25 protein-coding genes and 1 pseudogene are annotated in these 15569 nt (G+C 44.3%); 24 read left to right on the top strand and 2 right to left on the bottom strand.

Annotated features, from left to right (window positions below):
• Nucleotides 1-23: 23 nt before the first annotated feature.
• The 3 genes from coaE to dapF all read left to right on the top strand — a co-directional run bounded on the left by coaE (nt 24) and on the right by dapF (nt 2741).
• Nucleotides 24-698 carry a dephospho-CoA kinase gene (gene coaE / locus Q0135_RS10015; protein WP_297990190.1) on the top strand — a complete coding sequence of 225 codons (675 nt, stop codon included), beginning with the start codon at nt 24-26 and terminating at the stop codon, nt 696-698.
• A gap of 65 nt (nt 699-763) precedes the next feature.
• Nucleotides 764-1684, top strand: coding sequence for a tetratricopeptide repeat protein (locus Q0135_RS10010; RefSeq protein ID WP_297990188.1), 921 nt, complete (start codon nt 764-766; stop codon nt 1682-1684).
• 178 nt (nt 1685-1862) lie between these two features.
• Nucleotides 1863-2741 carry a diaminopimelate epimerase gene (dapF, locus tag Q0135_RS10005; RefSeq protein ID WP_297990186.1) on the top strand — a complete coding sequence of 293 codons (879 nt, stop codon included), beginning with the start codon at nt 1863-1865 and terminating at the stop codon, nt 2739-2741.
• Nucleotides 2742-3871: 1130 nt separating this feature from the next.
• Here the strand turns inward: dapF and Q0135_RS10000 are convergent.
• Complete coding sequence (locus Q0135_RS10000; RefSeq protein WP_297990183.1) at nt 3872-4207, bottom strand: hypothetical protein; 336 nt, start codon at nt 4205-4207, stop codon at nt 3872-3874.
• A gap of 83 nt (nt 4208-4290) precedes the next feature.
• Nucleotides 4291-5622: a hypothetical protein gene (locus Q0135_RS09995; protein WP_297990182.1), complete on the bottom strand. Its 1332-nt coding sequence runs from the start codon at nt 5620-5622 to the stop codon at nt 4291-4293.
• A 279-nt stretch (nt 5623-5901) separates the two neighbouring features.
• On the opposite strand from Q0135_RS09995, the gene rpsJ reads away from it, so the two are divergent.
• The 21 genes and pseudogenes from rpsJ (at nt 5902) to secY (ending at nt 15569) form a co-directional block, all read left to right on the top strand.
• Entirely contained in the window at nt 5902-6213 is a 312-nt protein-coding gene (gene rpsJ, locus Q0135_RS09990; RefSeq protein WP_005869011.1) for a 30S ribosomal protein S10, read from the top strand.
• A gap of 11 nt (nt 6214-6224) precedes the next feature.
• Complete coding sequence (gene rplC / locus Q0135_RS09985) at nt 6225-6803, top strand: 50S ribosomal protein L3 (RefSeq protein ID WP_297990180.1); 579 nt, start codon at nt 6225-6227, stop codon at nt 6801-6803.
• The gene (gene rplD / locus Q0135_RS09980; protein ID WP_297990179.1) at nt 6800-7414 is read left to right on the top strand and encodes a 50S ribosomal protein L4; all 615 of its coding nucleotides are present in this window, start codon (nt 6800-6802) and stop codon (nt 7412-7414) included. The genes rplC and rplD overlap by 4 nt, the downstream gene beginning before the upstream one ends.
• A gap of 1 nt (nt 7415) precedes the next feature.
• The gene (locus Q0135_RS09975; protein ID WP_297990178.1) at nt 7416-7697 is read left to right on the top strand and encodes a 50S ribosomal protein L23; all 282 of its coding nucleotides are present in this window, start codon (nt 7416-7418) and stop codon (nt 7695-7697) included.
• Nucleotide 7698: 1 nt separating this feature from the next.
• Nucleotides 7699-8529, top strand: a complete 831-nt coding sequence (gene rplB, locus Q0135_RS09970) for a 50S ribosomal protein L2 (RefSeq protein WP_297990177.1) — start codon at nt 7699-7701, stop codon at nt 8527-8529.
• A gap of 2 nt (nt 8530-8531) precedes the next feature.
• On the top strand, nt 8532-8813 hold the full coding sequence (gene rpsS, locus Q0135_RS09965; RefSeq protein ID WP_005869002.1) for a 30S ribosomal protein S19: 282 nt from the start codon (nt 8532-8534) through the stop codon (nt 8811-8813).
• Nucleotides 8814-8822: 9 nt separating this feature from the next.
• Nucleotides 8823-9134: pseudogene (gene rplV, locus Q0135_RS09960) on the top strand (50S ribosomal protein L22); the annotation flags it as partial.
• A gap of 21 nt (nt 9135-9155) precedes the next feature.
• Nucleotides 9156-9851: a 30S ribosomal protein S3 gene (gene rpsC, locus Q0135_RS09955; RefSeq protein ID WP_005868997.1), complete on the top strand. Its 696-nt coding sequence runs from the start codon at nt 9156-9158 to the stop codon at nt 9849-9851.
• Between the two features lie 2 nt (nt 9852-9853).
• Complete coding sequence (gene rplP / locus Q0135_RS09950; RefSeq protein ID WP_005868996.1) at nt 9854-10279, top strand: 50S ribosomal protein L16; 426 nt, start codon at nt 9854-9856, stop codon at nt 10277-10279.
• Complete coding sequence (gene rpmC, locus Q0135_RS09945) at nt 10266-10448, top strand: 50S ribosomal protein L29 (protein WP_297990176.1); 183 nt, start codon at nt 10266-10268, stop codon at nt 10446-10448. Before rplP ends, rpmC begins: the two co-directional genes overlap by 14 nt.
• Before the next feature lie 9 nt (nt 10449-10457).
• Nucleotides 10458-10709 (top strand): 30S ribosomal protein S17, encoded by a 252-nt coding sequence (gene rpsQ / locus Q0135_RS09940; protein WP_005868994.1) that lies wholly within the window; start codon nt 10458-10460, stop codon nt 10707-10709.
• Nucleotides 10709-11077 carry a 50S ribosomal protein L14 gene (rplN, locus tag Q0135_RS09935; RefSeq protein ID WP_005868993.1) on the top strand — a complete coding sequence of 123 codons (369 nt, stop codon included), beginning with the start codon at nt 10709-10711 and terminating at the stop codon, nt 11075-11077. Before rpsQ ends, rplN begins: the two co-directional genes overlap by 1 nt.
• The gene (gene rplX, locus Q0135_RS09930; RefSeq protein WP_005868992.1) at nt 11077-11310 is read left to right on the top strand and encodes a 50S ribosomal protein L24; all 234 of its coding nucleotides are present in this window, start codon (nt 11077-11079) and stop codon (nt 11308-11310) included. Before rplN ends, rplX begins: the two co-directional genes overlap by 1 nt.
• 2 nt (nt 11311-11312) lie before the next feature.
• A complete protein-coding gene (gene rplE / locus Q0135_RS09925) occupies nt 11313-11858 on the top strand; it encodes a 50S ribosomal protein L5 (RefSeq protein WP_291938590.1) in 546 nt (181 codons plus the stop codon).
• 1 nt (nt 11859) lies between these two features.
• A complete protein-coding gene (locus Q0135_RS09920) occupies nt 11860-12045 on the top strand; it encodes a type Z 30S ribosomal protein S14 (RefSeq protein WP_005868990.1) in 186 nt (61 codons plus the stop codon).
• 9 nt (nt 12046-12054) lie between these two features.
• Complete coding sequence (gene rpsH, locus Q0135_RS09915; RefSeq protein ID WP_005868989.1) at nt 12055-12450, top strand: 30S ribosomal protein S8; 396 nt, start codon at nt 12055-12057, stop codon at nt 12448-12450.
• 77 nt (nt 12451-12527) lie between these two features.
• Nucleotides 12528-13064, top strand: coding sequence for a 50S ribosomal protein L6 (gene rplF / locus Q0135_RS09910; protein WP_297990175.1), 537 nt, complete (start codon nt 12528-12530; stop codon nt 13062-13064).
• A 10-nt stretch (nt 13065-13074) separates the two neighbouring features.
• Complete coding sequence (rplR, locus tag Q0135_RS09905) at nt 13075-13431, top strand: 50S ribosomal protein L18 (RefSeq protein ID WP_297990174.1); 357 nt, start codon at nt 13075-13077, stop codon at nt 13429-13431.
• Nucleotides 13432-13446: 15 nt separating this feature from the next.
• The gene (gene rpsE, locus Q0135_RS09900) at nt 13447-13890 is read left to right on the top strand and encodes a 30S ribosomal protein S5 (RefSeq protein ID WP_297990173.1); all 444 of its coding nucleotides are present in this window, start codon (nt 13447-13449) and stop codon (nt 13888-13890) included.
• 12 nt (nt 13891-13902) lie between these two features.
• A complete protein-coding gene (gene rplO / locus Q0135_RS09895; protein WP_005868985.1) occupies nt 13903-14304 on the top strand; it encodes a 50S ribosomal protein L15 in 402 nt (133 codons plus the stop codon).
• Entirely contained in the window at nt 14304-15569 is a 1266-nt protein-coding gene (gene secY, locus Q0135_RS09890; RefSeq protein WP_297990172.1) for a preprotein translocase subunit SecY, read from the top strand. The genes rplO and secY overlap by 1 nt, the downstream gene beginning before the upstream one ends.

The following is a 15569-nucleotide window of genomic DNA, read 5'->3' as shown; positions in this document are numbered from 1 at the left end:
TAAAAACGCTATAAAGGCTCACCTTGAAATTTAAACACGCCGTCGTCATCACGGGCAGCATCGGTAGCGGCAAGAGCGCGGTTTGCGAGCTGCTTCGTGATCGCGGATTTGAGATCATCGACGCTGATAAGATTTCGCATGACATTTTGGATCGCTGTGCCGCGCAGGTAGCTGAAATTTTCGGAGCGCAATACGTCGTGCAAAAAGACGTACAGGCTGCAAATTTGAACCCGCAAGCGGAATTTAACGCTAGATCGAACGAGGAAATTTCGTCTGCCATCTGCGCCTCGGTGGACCGAAAAAAGCTAGGCGAGCTGGTGTTTAAAAACCCCGTTGAGCTTGCAAAGCTAGAAGCGCTGCTGCACCCAAAGATAACGGCTGAAATTTTATCGCGGGCGCAGGCTTTAGAGGCGAAAGGAAGGCTTTATTTCGTCGATATTCCGCTGTTTTTCGAAGGCAAGAGGTATGAGTTTTTTGATAAAGTAGCGGTCGTTTATGCGCCTAAAGATACGCTAATCGCGCGCGTGATGAAGCGAAACGGGCTAGATCATGCCGCTGCAAAACATCGCGTGGAACTGCAAACGGATATCGAGCAAAAGCGCGCCATGGCGGATTTTGTGATAGATAATAGCGGTGATCTTGCCGCGCTTAAGGCCGCGGTGGAGAGATTTTTAAAAGAGCTAAAAGATAAAATTTAGCCCTTTGCGCGGTTGCGTAAAATTTCTACGCGAATTAAGATGAGTTGAAAATAAAGGAGAAGGCGATGAGAATCGGTAGCTTCGCCCAAAAGGGCGCTAAATTTCAAAAATTTAAAAGCGCGCCGCTTAAAGAGCGGTTGAAATTTACGGCGCGAGCGGTTTTGCTCTCTGCGCTGTTTGCGACGAGCGCTACGGCGGAGATTGACGATCTAAAGAAGGGCTGCGCCGCGGGGAGCGAGATGGATTGTAAAAAACTAAGCCGCGTGATAAATGAGCTGCAGCGCAACTGCGACGCCGGCGGCGAGGAAAACGCGCTGGATTGCGTAAATTTAGGCTACGCATACGACTCAAATAGAAGCTTCAGGCAGGCCGCGCGCTATTACGACAGGGCGTGCAAGCTCGGTGAGCAGAAGGGCTGCGTCTATTTAGGGCTGCTCTACAACGACGGGCAGGGGGTAACGCAGGATCGCAAGAGGGCGAATGAGCTTTTTAGCGATGCTTGTAAGAAAAGCAGCAGCGAGGGGTGCGCGAGCCTTGCATACAACTATAAAAAGGGGCTCGGCGTCTATCCCGACGTGAAAAAGGTGATCGAGCTTTTGATCAAGGCTTGCAAGATGGGGCAGGTAGAGGCGTGCCATAACCTAGGGCTTAGCTACGTTCTTGGCGAAGGCGTGAAAAAAGATGTGGACAGGGCCAGGATATTTTTTACGAGAGCTTGTGAGCAAGGACACGTGGATTCGTGCGTAAATTTGGGCGTTACGTATTTCAAAGGCGACGGCGGGCAAAAGGATCATGCGCTTGCTGCGAAGTATTTTAGCGAGGCGTGCGAGAAAAGCGATGAGCCGCTAGCCTGTTCAAATTTGGCGTATCAATACGAAAAGGGCTGGGGCGTAGCGAAAGATAAAAAGAGGGCGCGCGAGCTTTATGAAAAGGCTTGCAAGCTCGGAAGATTTGATGCTTGCGAGCATTTAGAGATTATGAGATGAGACTCTAACATCAAGCGCGAAAAACGCATAACAAAATGGGCTCACGAAAGAAGATACGTTAGTAAATTGAGTCTTAGTAAAGCCTAGGAATAAGCGATACGCTTAAATTTAGATATAAGTAAAATTTTAATAAAGCGTTAGTGAGCGTTAGTAATTTTAAAAATTTGCGAGGTAGATAATGAAAATTTCAAAATATAATGCGAGCGGAAATGATTTCGTAATATTTACGGATTCAGTTAAGGCGGATAGATCCAAGCTAGCGCGCGAGCTATGTGATAGGCGCGATGGAGTAGGCGCCGATGGGCTCATCGTTGTGTTGCCGAAATTTAACGGTATCGAGGGGATAAACTTTGAGTGGGAATTTTATAATAGCGACGGCAGTAGCGCCGATATGTGCGGCAACGGCTCGCGAGCGGTATGCATGTATGCGTATGAGAATTTTTTGGCCGCGCAGAGTATGAAATTTCTAAGCGGCGCAGGCGTAATTAGCGGTGAAATTTTCGGTATTTTCGGCGGAAATTTGAGCGAGAGCATGCGAGGCGAGCTACGCAATGTAAGCTTTGGCGAGATTTTCAATCTGCGTCCTAATGCTCACGCGTTAGTAGCTAACGTAGAGGTAACGTTAACTCGTCCTAAGCGCCTGGGCGAAAGCTTTGAGGAGGCAGGGCTAACGTGGTATTTTTATAACACAGGAGTGCCGCACTTAGTAACTTTTGTTAGCGATTTAAATGAGTTCGACGCCGCGCTGGCTAGCGACCTGCGTGAAAAGTATAACGCTAACGTTAATTATGCGTTAGTTCAAAGCCGCCTCGCAAGCAAAATTTTAAAAGTGCGCACCTTTGAGCGTGGCGTAGAAGCCGAAACTCTCGCATGCGGTACGGGGATGGCAGCATGCTTCATCGCAGGCGTCGAAAATATGAGGCTAGCCCCCGACATCCGCGTGATACCCGCAAGTGGCGAAACGCTAAATTTGCGCTTAGGCGATAGAGGCAAAATTTACTTTCGCGGCGACGTTAGGCATACTTTCGATGGCGAATTTATCGGATACGTGGAGTAGGCAGACGGAATTTCGAGCCGGTTTGCGCGAGAATCCGTGAAATTTTCGAGTGCGATTTATGCAAGATTTCGCTTTTCACTCCGTTTTATAAAATAATAGATTTGCAATACGACATTGGAATTGTAAAATTTTATAATGATGAAATTTTAAAATTTACAGGGCATGGTTTGTGTGAGAATTTTAATTTTGAGGTAAAATTTGTCGCTTCACTGCAAAATTTAATTCCTAAATTTCGGAATTTTATGAAATAAAATTTTAAAATTTTAGTGCGCGGAATTTTACCACTAAGTTTGAAATTTTTTGATTGAATTCTGCACTTGTATTGCGCTAATTTAGGCTTCTGCGGAATTTAAGCATTATAGCGTTATAAAATTTACGCTCTAGCCCGCTCGTTCGGTTTATAATTTTTACTGCCGCCGCAAAAATCCGTCGTGTTCACACAAGTGAAATTCCGTCGCATTTGCACGAGCGAAATCCGCCACTAATAGCAGAAAGTGCGACATCAAGCGCAAATCCTCGGCGCGGATAAATCTATCATTGACGATAAAGGCTGGATTTATAGATGCGGCAATTCTTGAAGTGCGGTAGAATTTACTAACGACGATAAAAGCATAGTGTAGTTACGGCAAAATTTAAAATTTGCGCCCGCCGAATTCCGTCGCGCCGTCATTTTGTCGTTTAAATTTTAAATTCCATCCGCGTCGATTTCGTCGAAACTAGGCATAAAGCCTGATGATTAACTCTCTGGCGAGCGCTAAAATCACAACGAAGATTGTAAATTTTAATAAAGATTTTTGTCGTATCGCGACAAGCATGACGATGCCAAATAAAACGAGCGCAATATCTAAAAATGTATCTTTCATACGCTTAATTGAAATTTAATCAAAATGCTAAGTATGATAAGAAGTATTATAAAGCGCAAGATTGAGCGCATGGAGGATAGATCACCAAATTCTTTGCCATATTCCTTTTTTACCTCCCACTCAGCTTTCCATGCGAACATTTTTACTATAAAATCCAGCATTTTCATCTCCTTTTTTCAAGGCGAGTCGCATAAAAATGAAATTCTGTCGCTCCACGTGAAATTAAAGAATTCTATCTAATCGGCGCTTAAAATTTTTAATTTTGGGCTATTTGTCGGTGTTTTGGACGAGCGCTTTTTCGTATTTTTCGATAAAGCTTCGCCCTGACTCGCATAGACGGTAGATGAAAATCTTCGACGCCTTGCCCGCATCAAGCCCCGTGTCCTTGATACTTTCGCGCTGCAGATAGCCCCAGTTTTTATGAATTATGTCAAGAGTCGATTTGATCGATGTGTAGTTGCGCCCACTCGCAGCTGCGAATTCGTTCACGGGTCTCATAAACTCCGCATCGCTTTGCTTATTGCGACACAAAAGCCCCTCTTTGCCTTGCGATTCGACCAGTTTTAGCGTTTCATAAATGAGTTTATCTTTTAATTTGATCATCGGCTTTCTCTTGCATAATTGATATGGGTTTGCTAAAATTATATCATAAAATTTGTATTTTTATGATATGAAGTGTCAATAAATCAGAAGCTAAGCGCGAATTCATGAAACGGCACGACATCGCAGCGGATGCCCTCAATCTCGAGCCTGCCGGAGTTTGCCATAGAAATAGCTTTTAAGCTCGTGATACCGAGTCTCTTGAGCGCGCTTAAGATTTTGCGGAATTTTAAAAAGATGATGTCTGCGTCGCTGAATGGGATGACGAGAACCCCCATTTTTAGAGCAGGCAGGTAAAAATCCAGCTCTTTTGTGTAAAAAATCGGCGTATTTAGCCCCAAAAGCTCGCAAAAAAGGACGTTGGCAAATTTTTTCGAGAAGTCCTTTTTGCTTGTTAAAATTTCGCGCATATTAAAATGCGAAAAATATAATTTTTTTGCGCGCGCGGGCTCGCCCGCTTTGCTTAAAAATCTGATGAAATTTTCCCGTTCAAGCTTGGCGATAGTGCCGTATACGGCGTCTTTGGAGATCTTGATGCGCGTCTTTAGCGCGGTGTAAATTTTATTTGCGCTAAATGCGGCGTGGACAGAGCTTAGGCACTCTTTGAGGATTAAAATTTCCGTGCGGCTAAAGTTTGCCGCAAGCAGTCTCTGCTCGAATTCTAAAATTTCGGCAGGCGCTATGAAGGGATTTTTTGCGCCGCCACCTTGGGCTAAAAAGGCCGAAATCATCGAGTTTATCTCGTTGTGGCGCTTATCGAAGGCGATAAATTCTTCAAACGAAAGCGGCAAAAGCTCAAGCCGCTCAAAACCCGGCAAAACTAACTCTCTATCGCGAGTAGAGATGATAAAGCGCTTTAAATTTAGCCCCTCGGCGAAGCTTTGGAGCGATGAAATTTCAAAATCGGCGCTACTAAAATTATCTAAAAAAAGCGATGAAATTTGCTCGTTGACCGCCAAAAACTTCTTGATCTCGCGAAAGAAATTCTCGCTCCTGTTTTTTATGCCACCTGACTCCGCATTTTTTGCGTTGTTTAAGCTGTTTGCGCTTTCATTTTTTGTATCTGTATTTTTTATGGCGGCGCAGTAAAATTCATCTATATCCGAAATATCTGCATCGAGCGTAGTCTCTCTACTTATTTCATTCTCATTTACTTCGCTGCCGTTTGTATTGTCCGCGCTATTTTTGGCCGCAACGATCGTGCCACCCGCTACCATATCCTCAAGGCGCAGATCGGCTAAATTTAGATACAAAATTTCATCTTTTTTAAGCTCTGAAATTTCATTTTTCAGCACGGCGCTTTTGCCGGAATTTAGCACGCCGTAGATTATGGTTTTGGCAGAGCCGATACCTCTTTTGCGCGGGATAAAGCCCGCAAATTCCGGCGGATTTTCGTAAAAAAATTTTAGATCATTCATAGCGAGTATTTTAAAATTTTCCTTATTAAAAGGAAATAAATCTGAAAAATCCTATGAGATTTTTTATATCCTTCTAAATTTATCCAAAATTTTTGTATTGAAATTTTTCGGCACTCTAAAAATTTTCGAAATTCTATATATCTTTCCTTATTAAAAGGAAATATTTCCATAAAATTTGGTTATTTTCTTGACAAAAAGGGAGCGCTTTTATATAATGTGCGTCTTTTGTTTGAAACAAAAGGTCGCGCGTTGCGACAAGTTCTTTATTAAGGAAAAGTGATGCAAAAAATTAGGTTAAAACTCAAGGCTTATGACCATCGAGTTTTAGATCGCACAGTTTCGGCTATCGTTGAAGCCGTAAAAAGAACAGGTGCGGACGTCAGAGGTCCCGTGCCGATGCCTACGAAGATTAAACGCTACACCGTTTTAAGATCTCCGCACGTAAATAAAGACTCCAGAGAGCAGTTTGAGATGAAAATTCACGCTCGTATGCTAGACATCGTAGCGGCTACGCCAGATACGGTTGATTCGCTAACTAAGCTTGATTTGGCTCCGGAAGTCAACGTCGAAGTTCACGCGATGGGCAAATAAGGGGTAAAACAATGGAATATATCGTAGAAAAAATAGGTATGAGTAGGACGATCAACACGAGCAGCACGCCCGTGACTCTTTTGCGACTTATTAATACCAAAATTTGCGAAGTTTGCGATGAGAAAAAAGCTATCGTAGCCTACGCAGACGGCAAAGCGCATAACAAAGCTATCGCCGGAATTCAAAAGAAATATAGCCTAAGCAAGGAATTTAATAAATTTGCGACTCTAAGCTTAGAAAATGCCGAGCTTGGCGATCAAAATTTAGATGTTTTGAGCGGAGCTAAGATCGTAAAAGTAAGCTTCAGATCCAAGGGTAAGGGCTATCAGGGCGTTATCAAACGTCATGGTTTTGCGGGCGGTCCTGCAGCGCACGGTAGCCGCTTCCACCGAAGACCTGGTTCTATTGGCAACTGCGAGTGGCCCGGTCGCGTTCAGCCTGGTATGAGGATGGCGGGACACACTGGAAACGAAACGATCACTGCTAAAAACGAAGTCGTAAGCTTTGATGCCGAGAATAAAATTTTAGTGCTTAAGGGCTCGGTTCCTGGATTTAACGGTGCAATGGGCAGAATAAGGATAGTAAAATGAGTAAAGTAAGCGTGCTTAACGAAAAACTAAAAAAAGCAAGCGAAATTGAAATCCCTGTGAAATTTTCGGAAGTCAATTCGCACAATCTATATTTGTACGTCAAATCTTACCTTGCTTCGCTTCGTGCAAATACGGCTAACGCTAAAACTCGCGCCGAGGTTAGTGGCGGCGGTAAAAAACCATGGCGACAAAAGGGCCGCGGCGGCGCTAGAGCGGGCTCAACCAGAACCAATGTCTGGGTAGGCGGCGCGGTCGCATTCGGTCCGACTAACGAGCGAAATTACGAGCAGAAGGTCAATAAAAAGCAAAAACGCCTTGCGCTGGAATTTGCTATCAATGAGAAAGCAAACGAGGGTAAAATTTTTATCTTCGACGATTTGGAGCTAAAAAGCGGTAAAACCAAAGATGCGGCAAATTTTATTAAGAAACTGGGCGTTAGAGATGCGCTAATCGTTAAAAACGAGCTAGACGCACAAACTCTTTTGGCCTATAGAAATCTAAAAAATTGCTATGTCATCGATGCAAGCGAGGTCAATGCTTACCTAATCGCAGTTTACGGCTCGGTCGTATTCGAAAAAGCGGCATTTGAATCAATAGTGAAAGAGGACTAAAATGGCAGATATAACAGATATCAAAACGATCCTTTATACGGAAAAGTCTCTCGGTCTTCAAGAAAACGGCGTGGTCGTTATCCAAACTAGCCCGTCGGTTACGAAAAACGGACTAAAGAGCGTTTTGAAGAACTATTTCGGGATCACTCCGCTAAAGATAAATTCTTTAAGACAGGACGGCAAAGTAAAAAGATTTAAAGGCAGAACTGGCGTTAGAAATGATGTGAAGAAATTCTACGTCAAACTACCTGAGGGTGCAAGCTTAGAAAGCGTGGAGGCGTAAAATGGCGATTAAAACTTATAAACCCTATACTCCAAGTAGAAGATTTATGACTGGTCTTAGCAGCGAGGATATCACTGCAAAAGCTAGCGTTAGAGGTTTGCTTGTTAAAATTCCTGCCGCTGCCGGAAGGAACAATAACGGTCGCATTACCAGCCGTCATAAACAAGCTGGAGCCGCTAAACTTTATAGAATTGTCGATTTTAAGCGAAATAAATTCGGCGTTGCTGGCAAGGTCGAGGCGATTGAATACGATCCGAATCGCAACTGCCGTATCGCATTGATCTCATACGCAGACGGCGAGAAGCGCTACATTATCAAGCCTAACGATCTTAAAGTGGGCGACGTAGTAGCCGCTGCCGAGGGTGGATTAGATATTAAACCTGGCAACGCGATGAAGATGAAAAACATCCCTGTGGGAACTATCCTGCACAATATCGAGTTAAAACCCGGCAAAGGCGCCCAAATGGCACGTAGCGCAGGAGGCTATGCTCAGCTTATGGGTAAAGAGGAAAAATACGTCATTTTGCGTCTGCCTAGCGGTGAGATGAGAAGAGTGCTTGCAGAGTGTATGGCTAGTATCGGCGTAGTGGGTAACGAAGAGTGGGCAAACGTCGTCATTGGTAAAGCCGGACGTAACCGCCACAGAGGTATCCGTCCTCAAACCAGAGGTTCTGCAATGAACCCGGTTGATCACCCGCACGGCGGTGGCGAGGGCAAGAAAAACTCCGGTCGCCATCCGGTAACTCCGTGGGGTAAACCGACGAAGGGCTATAAAACTCGCCATAAAAAAGCGAGCGATAAGCTTATAATTTCAAGAAGGAAAGGAAAATAAAAATGGCTAGATCGCTAAAAAAAGGTCCTTTCGTAGATGATCACGTAATGAAAAAAGTCGTTGCGGCAAAGAAAGCCGGCGATAACAAACCGATCAAGACTTGGTCGAGACGAAGCACGATCGTGCCTGAGATGATCGGACTTACGTTTAACGTTCATAACGGAAAGAATTTTATCCCGGTTTACGTCACCGAGCATCATATCGGTTATAAATTAGGCGAGTTCGCTCCTACGCGCACTTTCAAAGGCCACAAAGGCTCCGTGCAGAAAAAGATCGGCAAGTAAGGATAGAATATGAGTAAATCAACTATTAAATTTGTTCGCCTTTCGCCGACAAAAGCAAGACTTATCGCAAAACAAATTCAAGGCATGAATGCGGAATTTGCCCTTGCTACTTTGGAATTTACGCCTAATCGCGGCGCGAAATATATCGCTACGGCGATTTCAAGTGCGGTCGCAAACGGCGGCTTTGAGCCCGAAGAGGTCGTAGTTACCAGCTGCCGAGTGGATGCGGGTCCGGTGCTTAAGAGATTTCGTCCGCGCGCCAGAGGTACGGCTAGCCGTATCCGCAAGCCTACTTCGCACATTATCGTCGAAGTAGCAAAACCAAGTAAGAAGGAAGCGTAAATGGGACAGAAAGTAAATCCGATCGGTTTAAGATTAGGAATTAATCGAAATTGGGAGTCTAGATGGTTTCCTTCTAAAGCGACGCTTTCCGAGAGTATCGGCGAGGATTACAAGATCCGTAAATTTTTAAAAGCTAAGCTTTACTATGCGGGAATTAGCCAAATTCTTATCGAAAGAACGGCTAAGAAAATTCGCGTAACGATCGTAGCCGCAAGACCGGGTATTATCATCGGCAAAAAAGGCGGCGAGGTCGAAAATTTAAGAAGCGAAGTCGTTAAGCTAGTCAATAAAGACATCGCCATCAATATCAAAGAGGAGCGCAAAGTAGGCTCGAACGCACTTTTGGCTGCGGAAAACGTAGCTATGCAGCTAGAGCGCCGCGTTGCATTCCGCCGCGCTATGAAAAAAGTCATCCAAGGCGCTCAAAAAGCAGGCGCAAAGGGAATTAAAATTTGCGTCGCAGGTCGCTTGGGCGGTGCGGAGATGGCTAGAACCGAATGGTATTTGGAGGGACGCGTTCCGCTTCATACTCTAAGGGCTAGGATCGATTACGGCTTTGCCGAAGCGCATACGACCTACGGTAATATCGGCATTAAGGTTTGGATCTTTAAGGGTGAAATTTTACAAAAAGGCATCCAGGCTGAAAAGACCGATGATGCGCCTAAAAAAACACGCAGACCAAGAAGAGGTAAATAGTTATGTTGATGCCAAAAAGAACAAAATACCGCAAGATGATGAAAGGTCGCAATCGCGGCTATGCGACGAGAGGAAATTCCTTGACATTCGGCGATTTCGGTATCAAAGCGGTAGAGGCGGGTAGGGTAAATTCTCGCCAGATCGAAGCGGCTCGTGTCGCGATGACGCGCTTCGTGAATCGTCAAGCTAAAATTTGGATTAAGGTATTCCCAGACAAACCGCTTACCAAAAAACCTCTACAAACTCGTATGGGTAAAGGTAAGAGCGGCGTAGAAGAGTGGGTAATGAATATAAAACCGGGCAGGATCATTTTCGAGATGACCGGCGTTAGCGAAGAGGTTGCTAAAGAGGCGCTTATGCTTTCGATTCATAAACTACCTTTTAAAACGAAAATCGTAAGTAGGGAAAGCGAAAATGAAATATACTGATTTGAAAGATAAAGATTTGGCTGAGCTAAATTCTATGTTGAAACAAAGTAAGTTGCTTTTATTTACGGCTAGACAAAAGCTAAAAACTATGCAGCTAAGCAATCCTAACGAGATTTGCGCTATCAAAAAAGATATCGCTAGAATCAACACCGCTATTAAAGCGAAATAAGGATAGGTTATGGCATTTAAAAGAGAAATTCAAGGCGTAGTCGTAAAGAAGGCGGGCGATAAAACAGCTACCGTTTTGGTAGAAAGAAGGGTCATGCACCCTAGATATAGAAAGATCGTAAAAAGATTTAAAAAATATCTGATCCACGATGAGAACAACGTCGTAAAGATCGGCGACACCATATCTGCGATCGAGTGCAGACCGCTAAGCGCTAGAAAATCGTTTCGCTTAAAAGCGGTTTTGAAAACAGGAGTTGAATAATGATACAGAGTTTTACCAGACTTGCGGTGGCTGATAATAGCGGCGCAAAAGAACTTATGTGTATTAAAGTTTTGGGCGGCAGCAAAAGAAGATACGCCACAATCGGCGATATTATCGTTTGCTCTGTAAAAAAAGCGCTCCCTAACGGCAAGATTAAGCGCGGTCAAGTAGTAAAAGCCGTAGTCGTTCGTACGACTAAAGAGTTGCACAGAGGCAATGGCTCGCTAATTAGATTCGATGAGAACGCAGCCGTTATTTTGGATTCAAAAAAAGAGCCGATTGGCACTCGTATTTTCGGTCCTATCGGTAGAGAGGTCAGATACGGCGGTTTTATGAAGATCGTTTCGCTGGCTCCGGAGGTTTTATAATGGCAGTAAAATTTAAGATTAAAAAGGGCGATCAAGTAAAGATCATCGCAGGTGACGATAAGGGCAAAACAGGCACAGTCAAAGCCGTGTTTCCTAAAAAAGCTCAAGTTATCGTCGAGGGTTGTAAAATGGCTAAAAAGGCTATCAAACCAACCGAGCAAAATCCGCAAGGCGGCTTTACAAGCAAAGAGATGCCTATGGATATTTCAAACGTTGCGTTGGTAGAGGGTTGATTATGAGCAGACTAAAAGATAAATACGCTAATTCCATCAGAGCTGCTTTGCAGAAAGAATTTGATATAAAAAATCCTATGCTTATCCCGGCGCTTGAAAAGATCGTTATCAGCGTAGGAACGGGCGAATCGAGCAAAGATCAAAAAGTGCTTCAAAATATGGCCGATACTATCTCGCTGATCGCAGGTCAAAAAGCGCTTATCGTCAATGCAAAAAAATCGGTTGCAGGCTTTAAAGTTCGCGAAGGTTTTCCGGTAGGCATAATGGTTACGTTACGAAAGGAGCAGATGTTTGCCTTCCTAGACAAACTGATCTCTATCGCGCTTCCTAGAGTTAAGGATTTCCGAGGACTACCTAGAACGGGCTTTGACGGACGCGGCAATTACAACTTCGGCTTGCAAGAGCAGCTGATGTTCCCTGAGGTCGAATACGATCAAATTTTAAGAACTCACGGTATGAATATAACCGTTGTAACGACTACAAATAACGATAAAGAGGCATTTAAATTGCTAGAGTTATTCGGCATGCCTTTTGCAAAAGGAAAATGATATGGCAAAAAAATCAATGGTAGCCAAGGCGAAACGCCCCGCTAAATTTAGCACTCGCGCATATACCAGATGTCAAATTTGCGGTCGTCCGCACTCCGTTTATAAAGATTTTGGAATTTGTCGCGTTTGCCTTCGCAAGATGGCAAACGAGGGCTTGATCCCGGGTCTAAAAAAAGCAAGCTGGTAAGGAGAAGAGATGATTAACGATCTTATTTCAGATGGATTAACTCGCATCAGAAATGCTGCGATGCGAAGGCTAGATACGACTAAGCTTTTTCACTCAAACGTCGTTGAGGCTATGCTTAAAATTTTAGCCGAGAAGGGCTATATCGAGAGCTACAACGTAGTAGAGGAAAACAATAAAAAGATCATCAACGTAGTGCTTAAATATGACGAAAAGGGCAGGAGCGTGATAAACGAAGTTAAAAGAATTTCAACTCCGGGTCGCCGCGTATATCAAGGCAAAGACGAGATCAAGCGCTTCAAAAACGGCTACGGAACCGTCGTCGTTAGCACAAGCAAAGGCGTTATGAGCGGTATCGACGCGCACAAAGCCGGCGTCGGTGGCGAAGTGCTTTGCACGATCTGGTAAGAAGTTTCTACTTTTTATGGCATTGTGGTATCCATTCGTAAAAGTAGACATACCCTAGACAAATAAAAAGGAAAATTATGTCAAGAATTGGTAAAAAACCGATCTCTATCCCGAGCGGAGTTGAGGTCAAGATTGACGGCTCGTCGTTAAAATTTAAAAAATCGAATAACGAAAAAGAGCTTGATTTAAAAGGTCATGTCGATGTAAAAATCGAAGACGGAAAGATAGAATTCTCACCTAAAGGTGAAGATAGGCAGAGCAGGGCGTATTGGGGAACATACCGCGCTTTAGCCAACAATATCGTCCTTGGTCTTACCGAGGGCTTTTCAAAACAGCTCGAAATCAACGGCGTCGGCTACAGAGCTGCGATGAAAGGCAAGGTGCTTGAGCTAAATTTGGGCTTTTCGCATCCGATAAATTTTGAGCCTCCAAAGGGGATTGAAATTTCCGTAGATAAAAACGTCGTAACCATCAAAGGCGACGATAAACAGCAAGTAGGTCAAGTAGCAGCCGAGATCAGAGGATTCAGACCGCCTGAGCCGTACAAGGGTAAAGGCATCAAGTATCTTGAAGAGCATATCATCCGCAAAGCCGGAAAAACAGCTAAGAAATAAGGGTTGAGAAATGACACAGAACGTATTAAAAAGAAAGATCTCTTTACGAATCAAGAGAAAAAGAAGAATTCGCGCTAAAATTTCAGGCGTCGCATCTTGCCCTAGAATTTCTATTTTCAAATCCAATAGGACGGTCTACGCTCAGGCTATCGACGACGCAGCGAGCGTAACTTTGTGCGCCAGCAGCGGTAAGGTTTTAAATTTAAAGGCAAACAAAGAGGGCGCGGCTAGCCTAGCTAAAGATTTGGCTTCCAAGCTAAGGGATAAAGGCATCTCCGAGGCGATTTTCGATCGCAATGGCTATTTGTATCATGGCGTAATCGCAAGCTTTGCCGAGTCGCTACGCCAAAACGGCATCAAACTATAACCCAAAGGAATGATTGTGGAAAAGTATAATAGAGAAGAATTCGAAGAGGTAATCGTCAATATCGGTAGGGTTACGAAGGTCGTTAAGGGCGGTAGAAGGTTTAGATTTACCGCGCTTGTAGTGGTAGGCAATAGAAACGGTCTAGTAGGCTTTGGCTTCGGTAAATCCAAAGAGGTTCCTGACGCGATTAAAAAGGCGGTGGACGATGCGTTTAAAAATATCATCAAGGTAAATTTAAACGGCTCTACCATCACTCACGATATTGAAGTTAAATACAATGCGAGCAAAATTTTACTTAAGCCGGCGAGCGAAGGTACCGGCGTTATCGCAGGCGGTTCAGTCCGCCCAGTTTTAGAGCTTGCGGGTGTTAAAGATATCCTTACCAAATCGCTAGGTTCGAACAACTCCTCAAATGTCGTAAGAGCTACGATGAAAGCTCTTAATATGTTAAAACACTAACAAGGATAAAAGATGGGATTAGAAAATCTTAAAAAAGCCCCGGGCTCGACTCACGCTACTAAGCGCTTGGGTCGCGGTCAAGGAAGCGGCCTGGGTAAAACTGCTGGTCGCGGCGGAAAGGGTCAGACCGCACGCACCGGCTCTCACGAAAAAAGAGGCTTCGAGGGCGGTCAGCAGCCGATTCAGCGAAGGCTTCCAAAGGTAGGTTTTACTTCTAAATTTGAAAAGCCTTACGTGATCAATGTCGATAAAATCGAAGCTATCAAAGATCTTAGCGAGATCACGATCGAAAGCATCAAATCCGTTCATAAAATTTCAAATTCCGTTAAAAAGATCAAGCTGATCGGCGTAGGCGCAAAAGCGCTCGCTAGCAAGATCAAAGACGAGAACGTAAAGTCTAGCGGACAAAAATAATGAATAAATCGCTACGCAACAAAATTCTCATTACTTTGGGCTTTCTTTTTGCCTATAGGTTGCTAGCTTACGTGCCGGTTCCGGGAGTGGACGTTGAGGTTATAAAGCAATTTTTTCAAAACAATAGCAACAACGCTTTTGGAATGTTTAATATGTTTAGCGGTAACGCGGCGGAGCGATTCAGCGTTATCTCGCTAGGCATTATGCCTTATATTACCGCTTCGATCATTATGGAGCTGCTTGCCGCAACCTTTCCAAATTTAGGCAAACTCAAAAAAGAGCGCGACGGTATGCAGAAATATATGCAGATCATCCGATATGCTACAATCGCAATCGCTATGGTTCAATCCATCGGCGTTAGCATTGGCTTACAGGGCATCCACGGACAGACCGGAGCGCCTGCGATAATGGCTGAAAATACCAACGAGTTTGTTTTTATCTCGTGCATTTCGATGCTGGCAGGCACCATGCTTTTGATGTGGATCGGAGAGCAGATCACGCAGCGCGGCGTCGGTAACGGCACCAGCCTTATTATCTTTGCAGGTATCGTAAGCGCCATCCCTAGAGCGATCGGAAGTACTGTAAATTTAGTAAATACCGGTGAGATGAATTTCTTGATTCTCGCCCTTATCATAGCTATTGTTTTGCTCACTATCGGCGTGATCATCTACATAGAGCTGGGCGAGCGCAGGATTCCCGTTTCGTTTTCGCGCAAGGTATTGATGGCGAATCAAAACAAGCGCATTATGAACTATGTGCCGATCAAGCTAAATTTAAGCGGCGTCATTCCGCCGATTTTTGCAAGCGCAATTTTGATGTTTCCGACCACTATTTTGCAGGCAAGCACCAATCCGATCATTCAAAAGATCCACGATTTCTTAAGCCCGAGCAACTACTTTTTTAACTTCCTAACTTTTGTTTTGGTCGTGTTTTTTGCGTATTTTTACGCATCGATCGCGTTTAATTCAAAAGATATAAGCGAAAATTTAAAGAAGCAGGGCGGATTTATCCCGGGCATTCGTCCGGGCGAGGGAACGGCGAGCTTTTTAAACGAAGTCGCAAGTCGCCTTACGTTTTGGGGCTCGATCTATCTCGGGCTAGTAACCGTCATCCCGTGGCTGCTCGTTAAATTTATGGGCGTGCCGTTTTATTTCGGCGGCACCAGCGTGCTGATCGTCGTCTCCGTCGCTCTTGATACGATGAGGCGCATTGAAGCGCAGATCTATATGAACAAATATCAGACCCTAAGCGCGGTTGGGCTATAA

The sequence above is a fragment of the uncultured Campylobacter sp. genome, from assembly GCF_937981295.1.
GTDB lineage: Bacteria > Campylobacterota > Campylobacteria > Campylobacterales > Campylobacteraceae > Campylobacter_B.
Note: the sequence above shows the minus strand (reverse complement) of the source record. Positions and strands in the feature narration are given on the sequence as shown.

What these genes read in the sequence shown, in the direction of transcription:
- Q0135_RS10010 (WP_297990188.1), top strand. Translation starts at nt 764, where the DNA reads ATGAGAATCGGTAGCTTCGCCCAAAAGGGCGCTAAATTTCAAAAATTT.
- dapF (WP_297990186.1), top strand. Translation starts at nt 1,863, where the DNA reads ATGAAAATTTCAAAATATAATGCGAGCGGAAATGATTTCGTAATATTT.
- Q0135_RS10000 (WP_297990183.1), bottom strand. Translation starts at nt 4,207, where the DNA reads ATGATCAAATTAAAAGATAAACTCATTTATGAAACGCTAAAACTGGTC.
- Q0135_RS09995 (WP_297990182.1), bottom strand. Translation starts at nt 5,622, where the DNA reads ATGAATGATCTAAAATTTTTTTACGAAAATCCGCCGGAATTTGCGGGC.
- rpsJ (WP_005869011.1), top strand. Translation starts at nt 5,902, where the DNA reads ATGCAAAAAATTAGGTTAAAACTCAAGGCTTATGACCATCGAGTTTTA.
- rplC (WP_297990180.1), top strand. Translation starts at nt 6,225, where the DNA reads ATGGAATATATCGTAGAAAAAATAGGTATGAGTAGGACGATCAACACG.
- rplD (WP_297990179.1), top strand. Translation starts at nt 6,800, where the DNA reads ATGAGTAAAGTAAGCGTGCTTAACGAAAAACTAAAAAAAGCAAGCGAA.
- Q0135_RS09975 (WP_297990178.1), top strand. Translation starts at nt 7,416, where the DNA reads ATGGCAGATATAACAGATATCAAAACGATCCTTTATACGGAAAAGTCT.
- rplB (WP_297990177.1), top strand. Translation starts at nt 7,699, where the DNA reads ATGGCGATTAAAACTTATAAACCCTATACTCCAAGTAGAAGATTTATG.
- rpsS (WP_005869002.1), top strand. Translation starts at nt 8,532, where the DNA reads ATGGCTAGATCGCTAAAAAAAGGTCCTTTCGTAGATGATCACGTAATG.
- rpsC (WP_005868997.1), top strand. Translation starts at nt 9,156, where the DNA reads ATGGGACAGAAAGTAAATCCGATCGGTTTAAGATTAGGAATTAATCGA.
- rplP (WP_005868996.1), top strand. Translation starts at nt 9,854, where the DNA reads ATGTTGATGCCAAAAAGAACAAAATACCGCAAGATGATGAAAGGTCGC.
- rpmC (WP_297990176.1), top strand. Translation starts at nt 10,266, where the DNA reads ATGAAATATACTGATTTGAAAGATAAAGATTTGGCTGAGCTAAATTCT.
- rpsQ (WP_005868994.1), top strand. Translation starts at nt 10,458, where the DNA reads ATGGCATTTAAAAGAGAAATTCAAGGCGTAGTCGTAAAGAAGGCGGGC.
- rplN (WP_005868993.1), top strand. Translation starts at nt 10,709, where the DNA reads ATGATACAGAGTTTTACCAGACTTGCGGTGGCTGATAATAGCGGCGCA.
- rplX (WP_005868992.1), top strand. Translation starts at nt 11,077, where the DNA reads ATGGCAGTAAAATTTAAGATTAAAAAGGGCGATCAAGTAAAGATCATC.
- rplE (WP_291938590.1), top strand. Translation starts at nt 11,313, where the DNA reads ATGAGCAGACTAAAAGATAAATACGCTAATTCCATCAGAGCTGCTTTG.
- Q0135_RS09920 (WP_005868990.1), top strand. Translation starts at nt 11,860, where the DNA reads ATGGCAAAAAAATCAATGGTAGCCAAGGCGAAACGCCCCGCTAAATTT.
- rpsH (WP_005868989.1), top strand. Translation starts at nt 12,055, where the DNA reads ATGATTAACGATCTTATTTCAGATGGATTAACTCGCATCAGAAATGCT.
- rplF (WP_297990175.1), top strand. Translation starts at nt 12,528, where the DNA reads ATGTCAAGAATTGGTAAAAAACCGATCTCTATCCCGAGCGGAGTTGAG.
- rplR (WP_297990174.1), top strand. Translation starts at nt 13,075, where the DNA reads ATGACACAGAACGTATTAAAAAGAAAGATCTCTTTACGAATCAAGAGA.
- rplO (WP_005868985.1), top strand. Translation starts at nt 13,903, where the DNA reads ATGGGATTAGAAAATCTTAAAAAAGCCCCGGGCTCGACTCACGCTACT.
- secY (WP_297990172.1), top strand. Translation starts at nt 14,304, where the DNA reads ATGAATAAATCGCTACGCAACAAAATTCTCATTACTTTGGGCTTTCTT.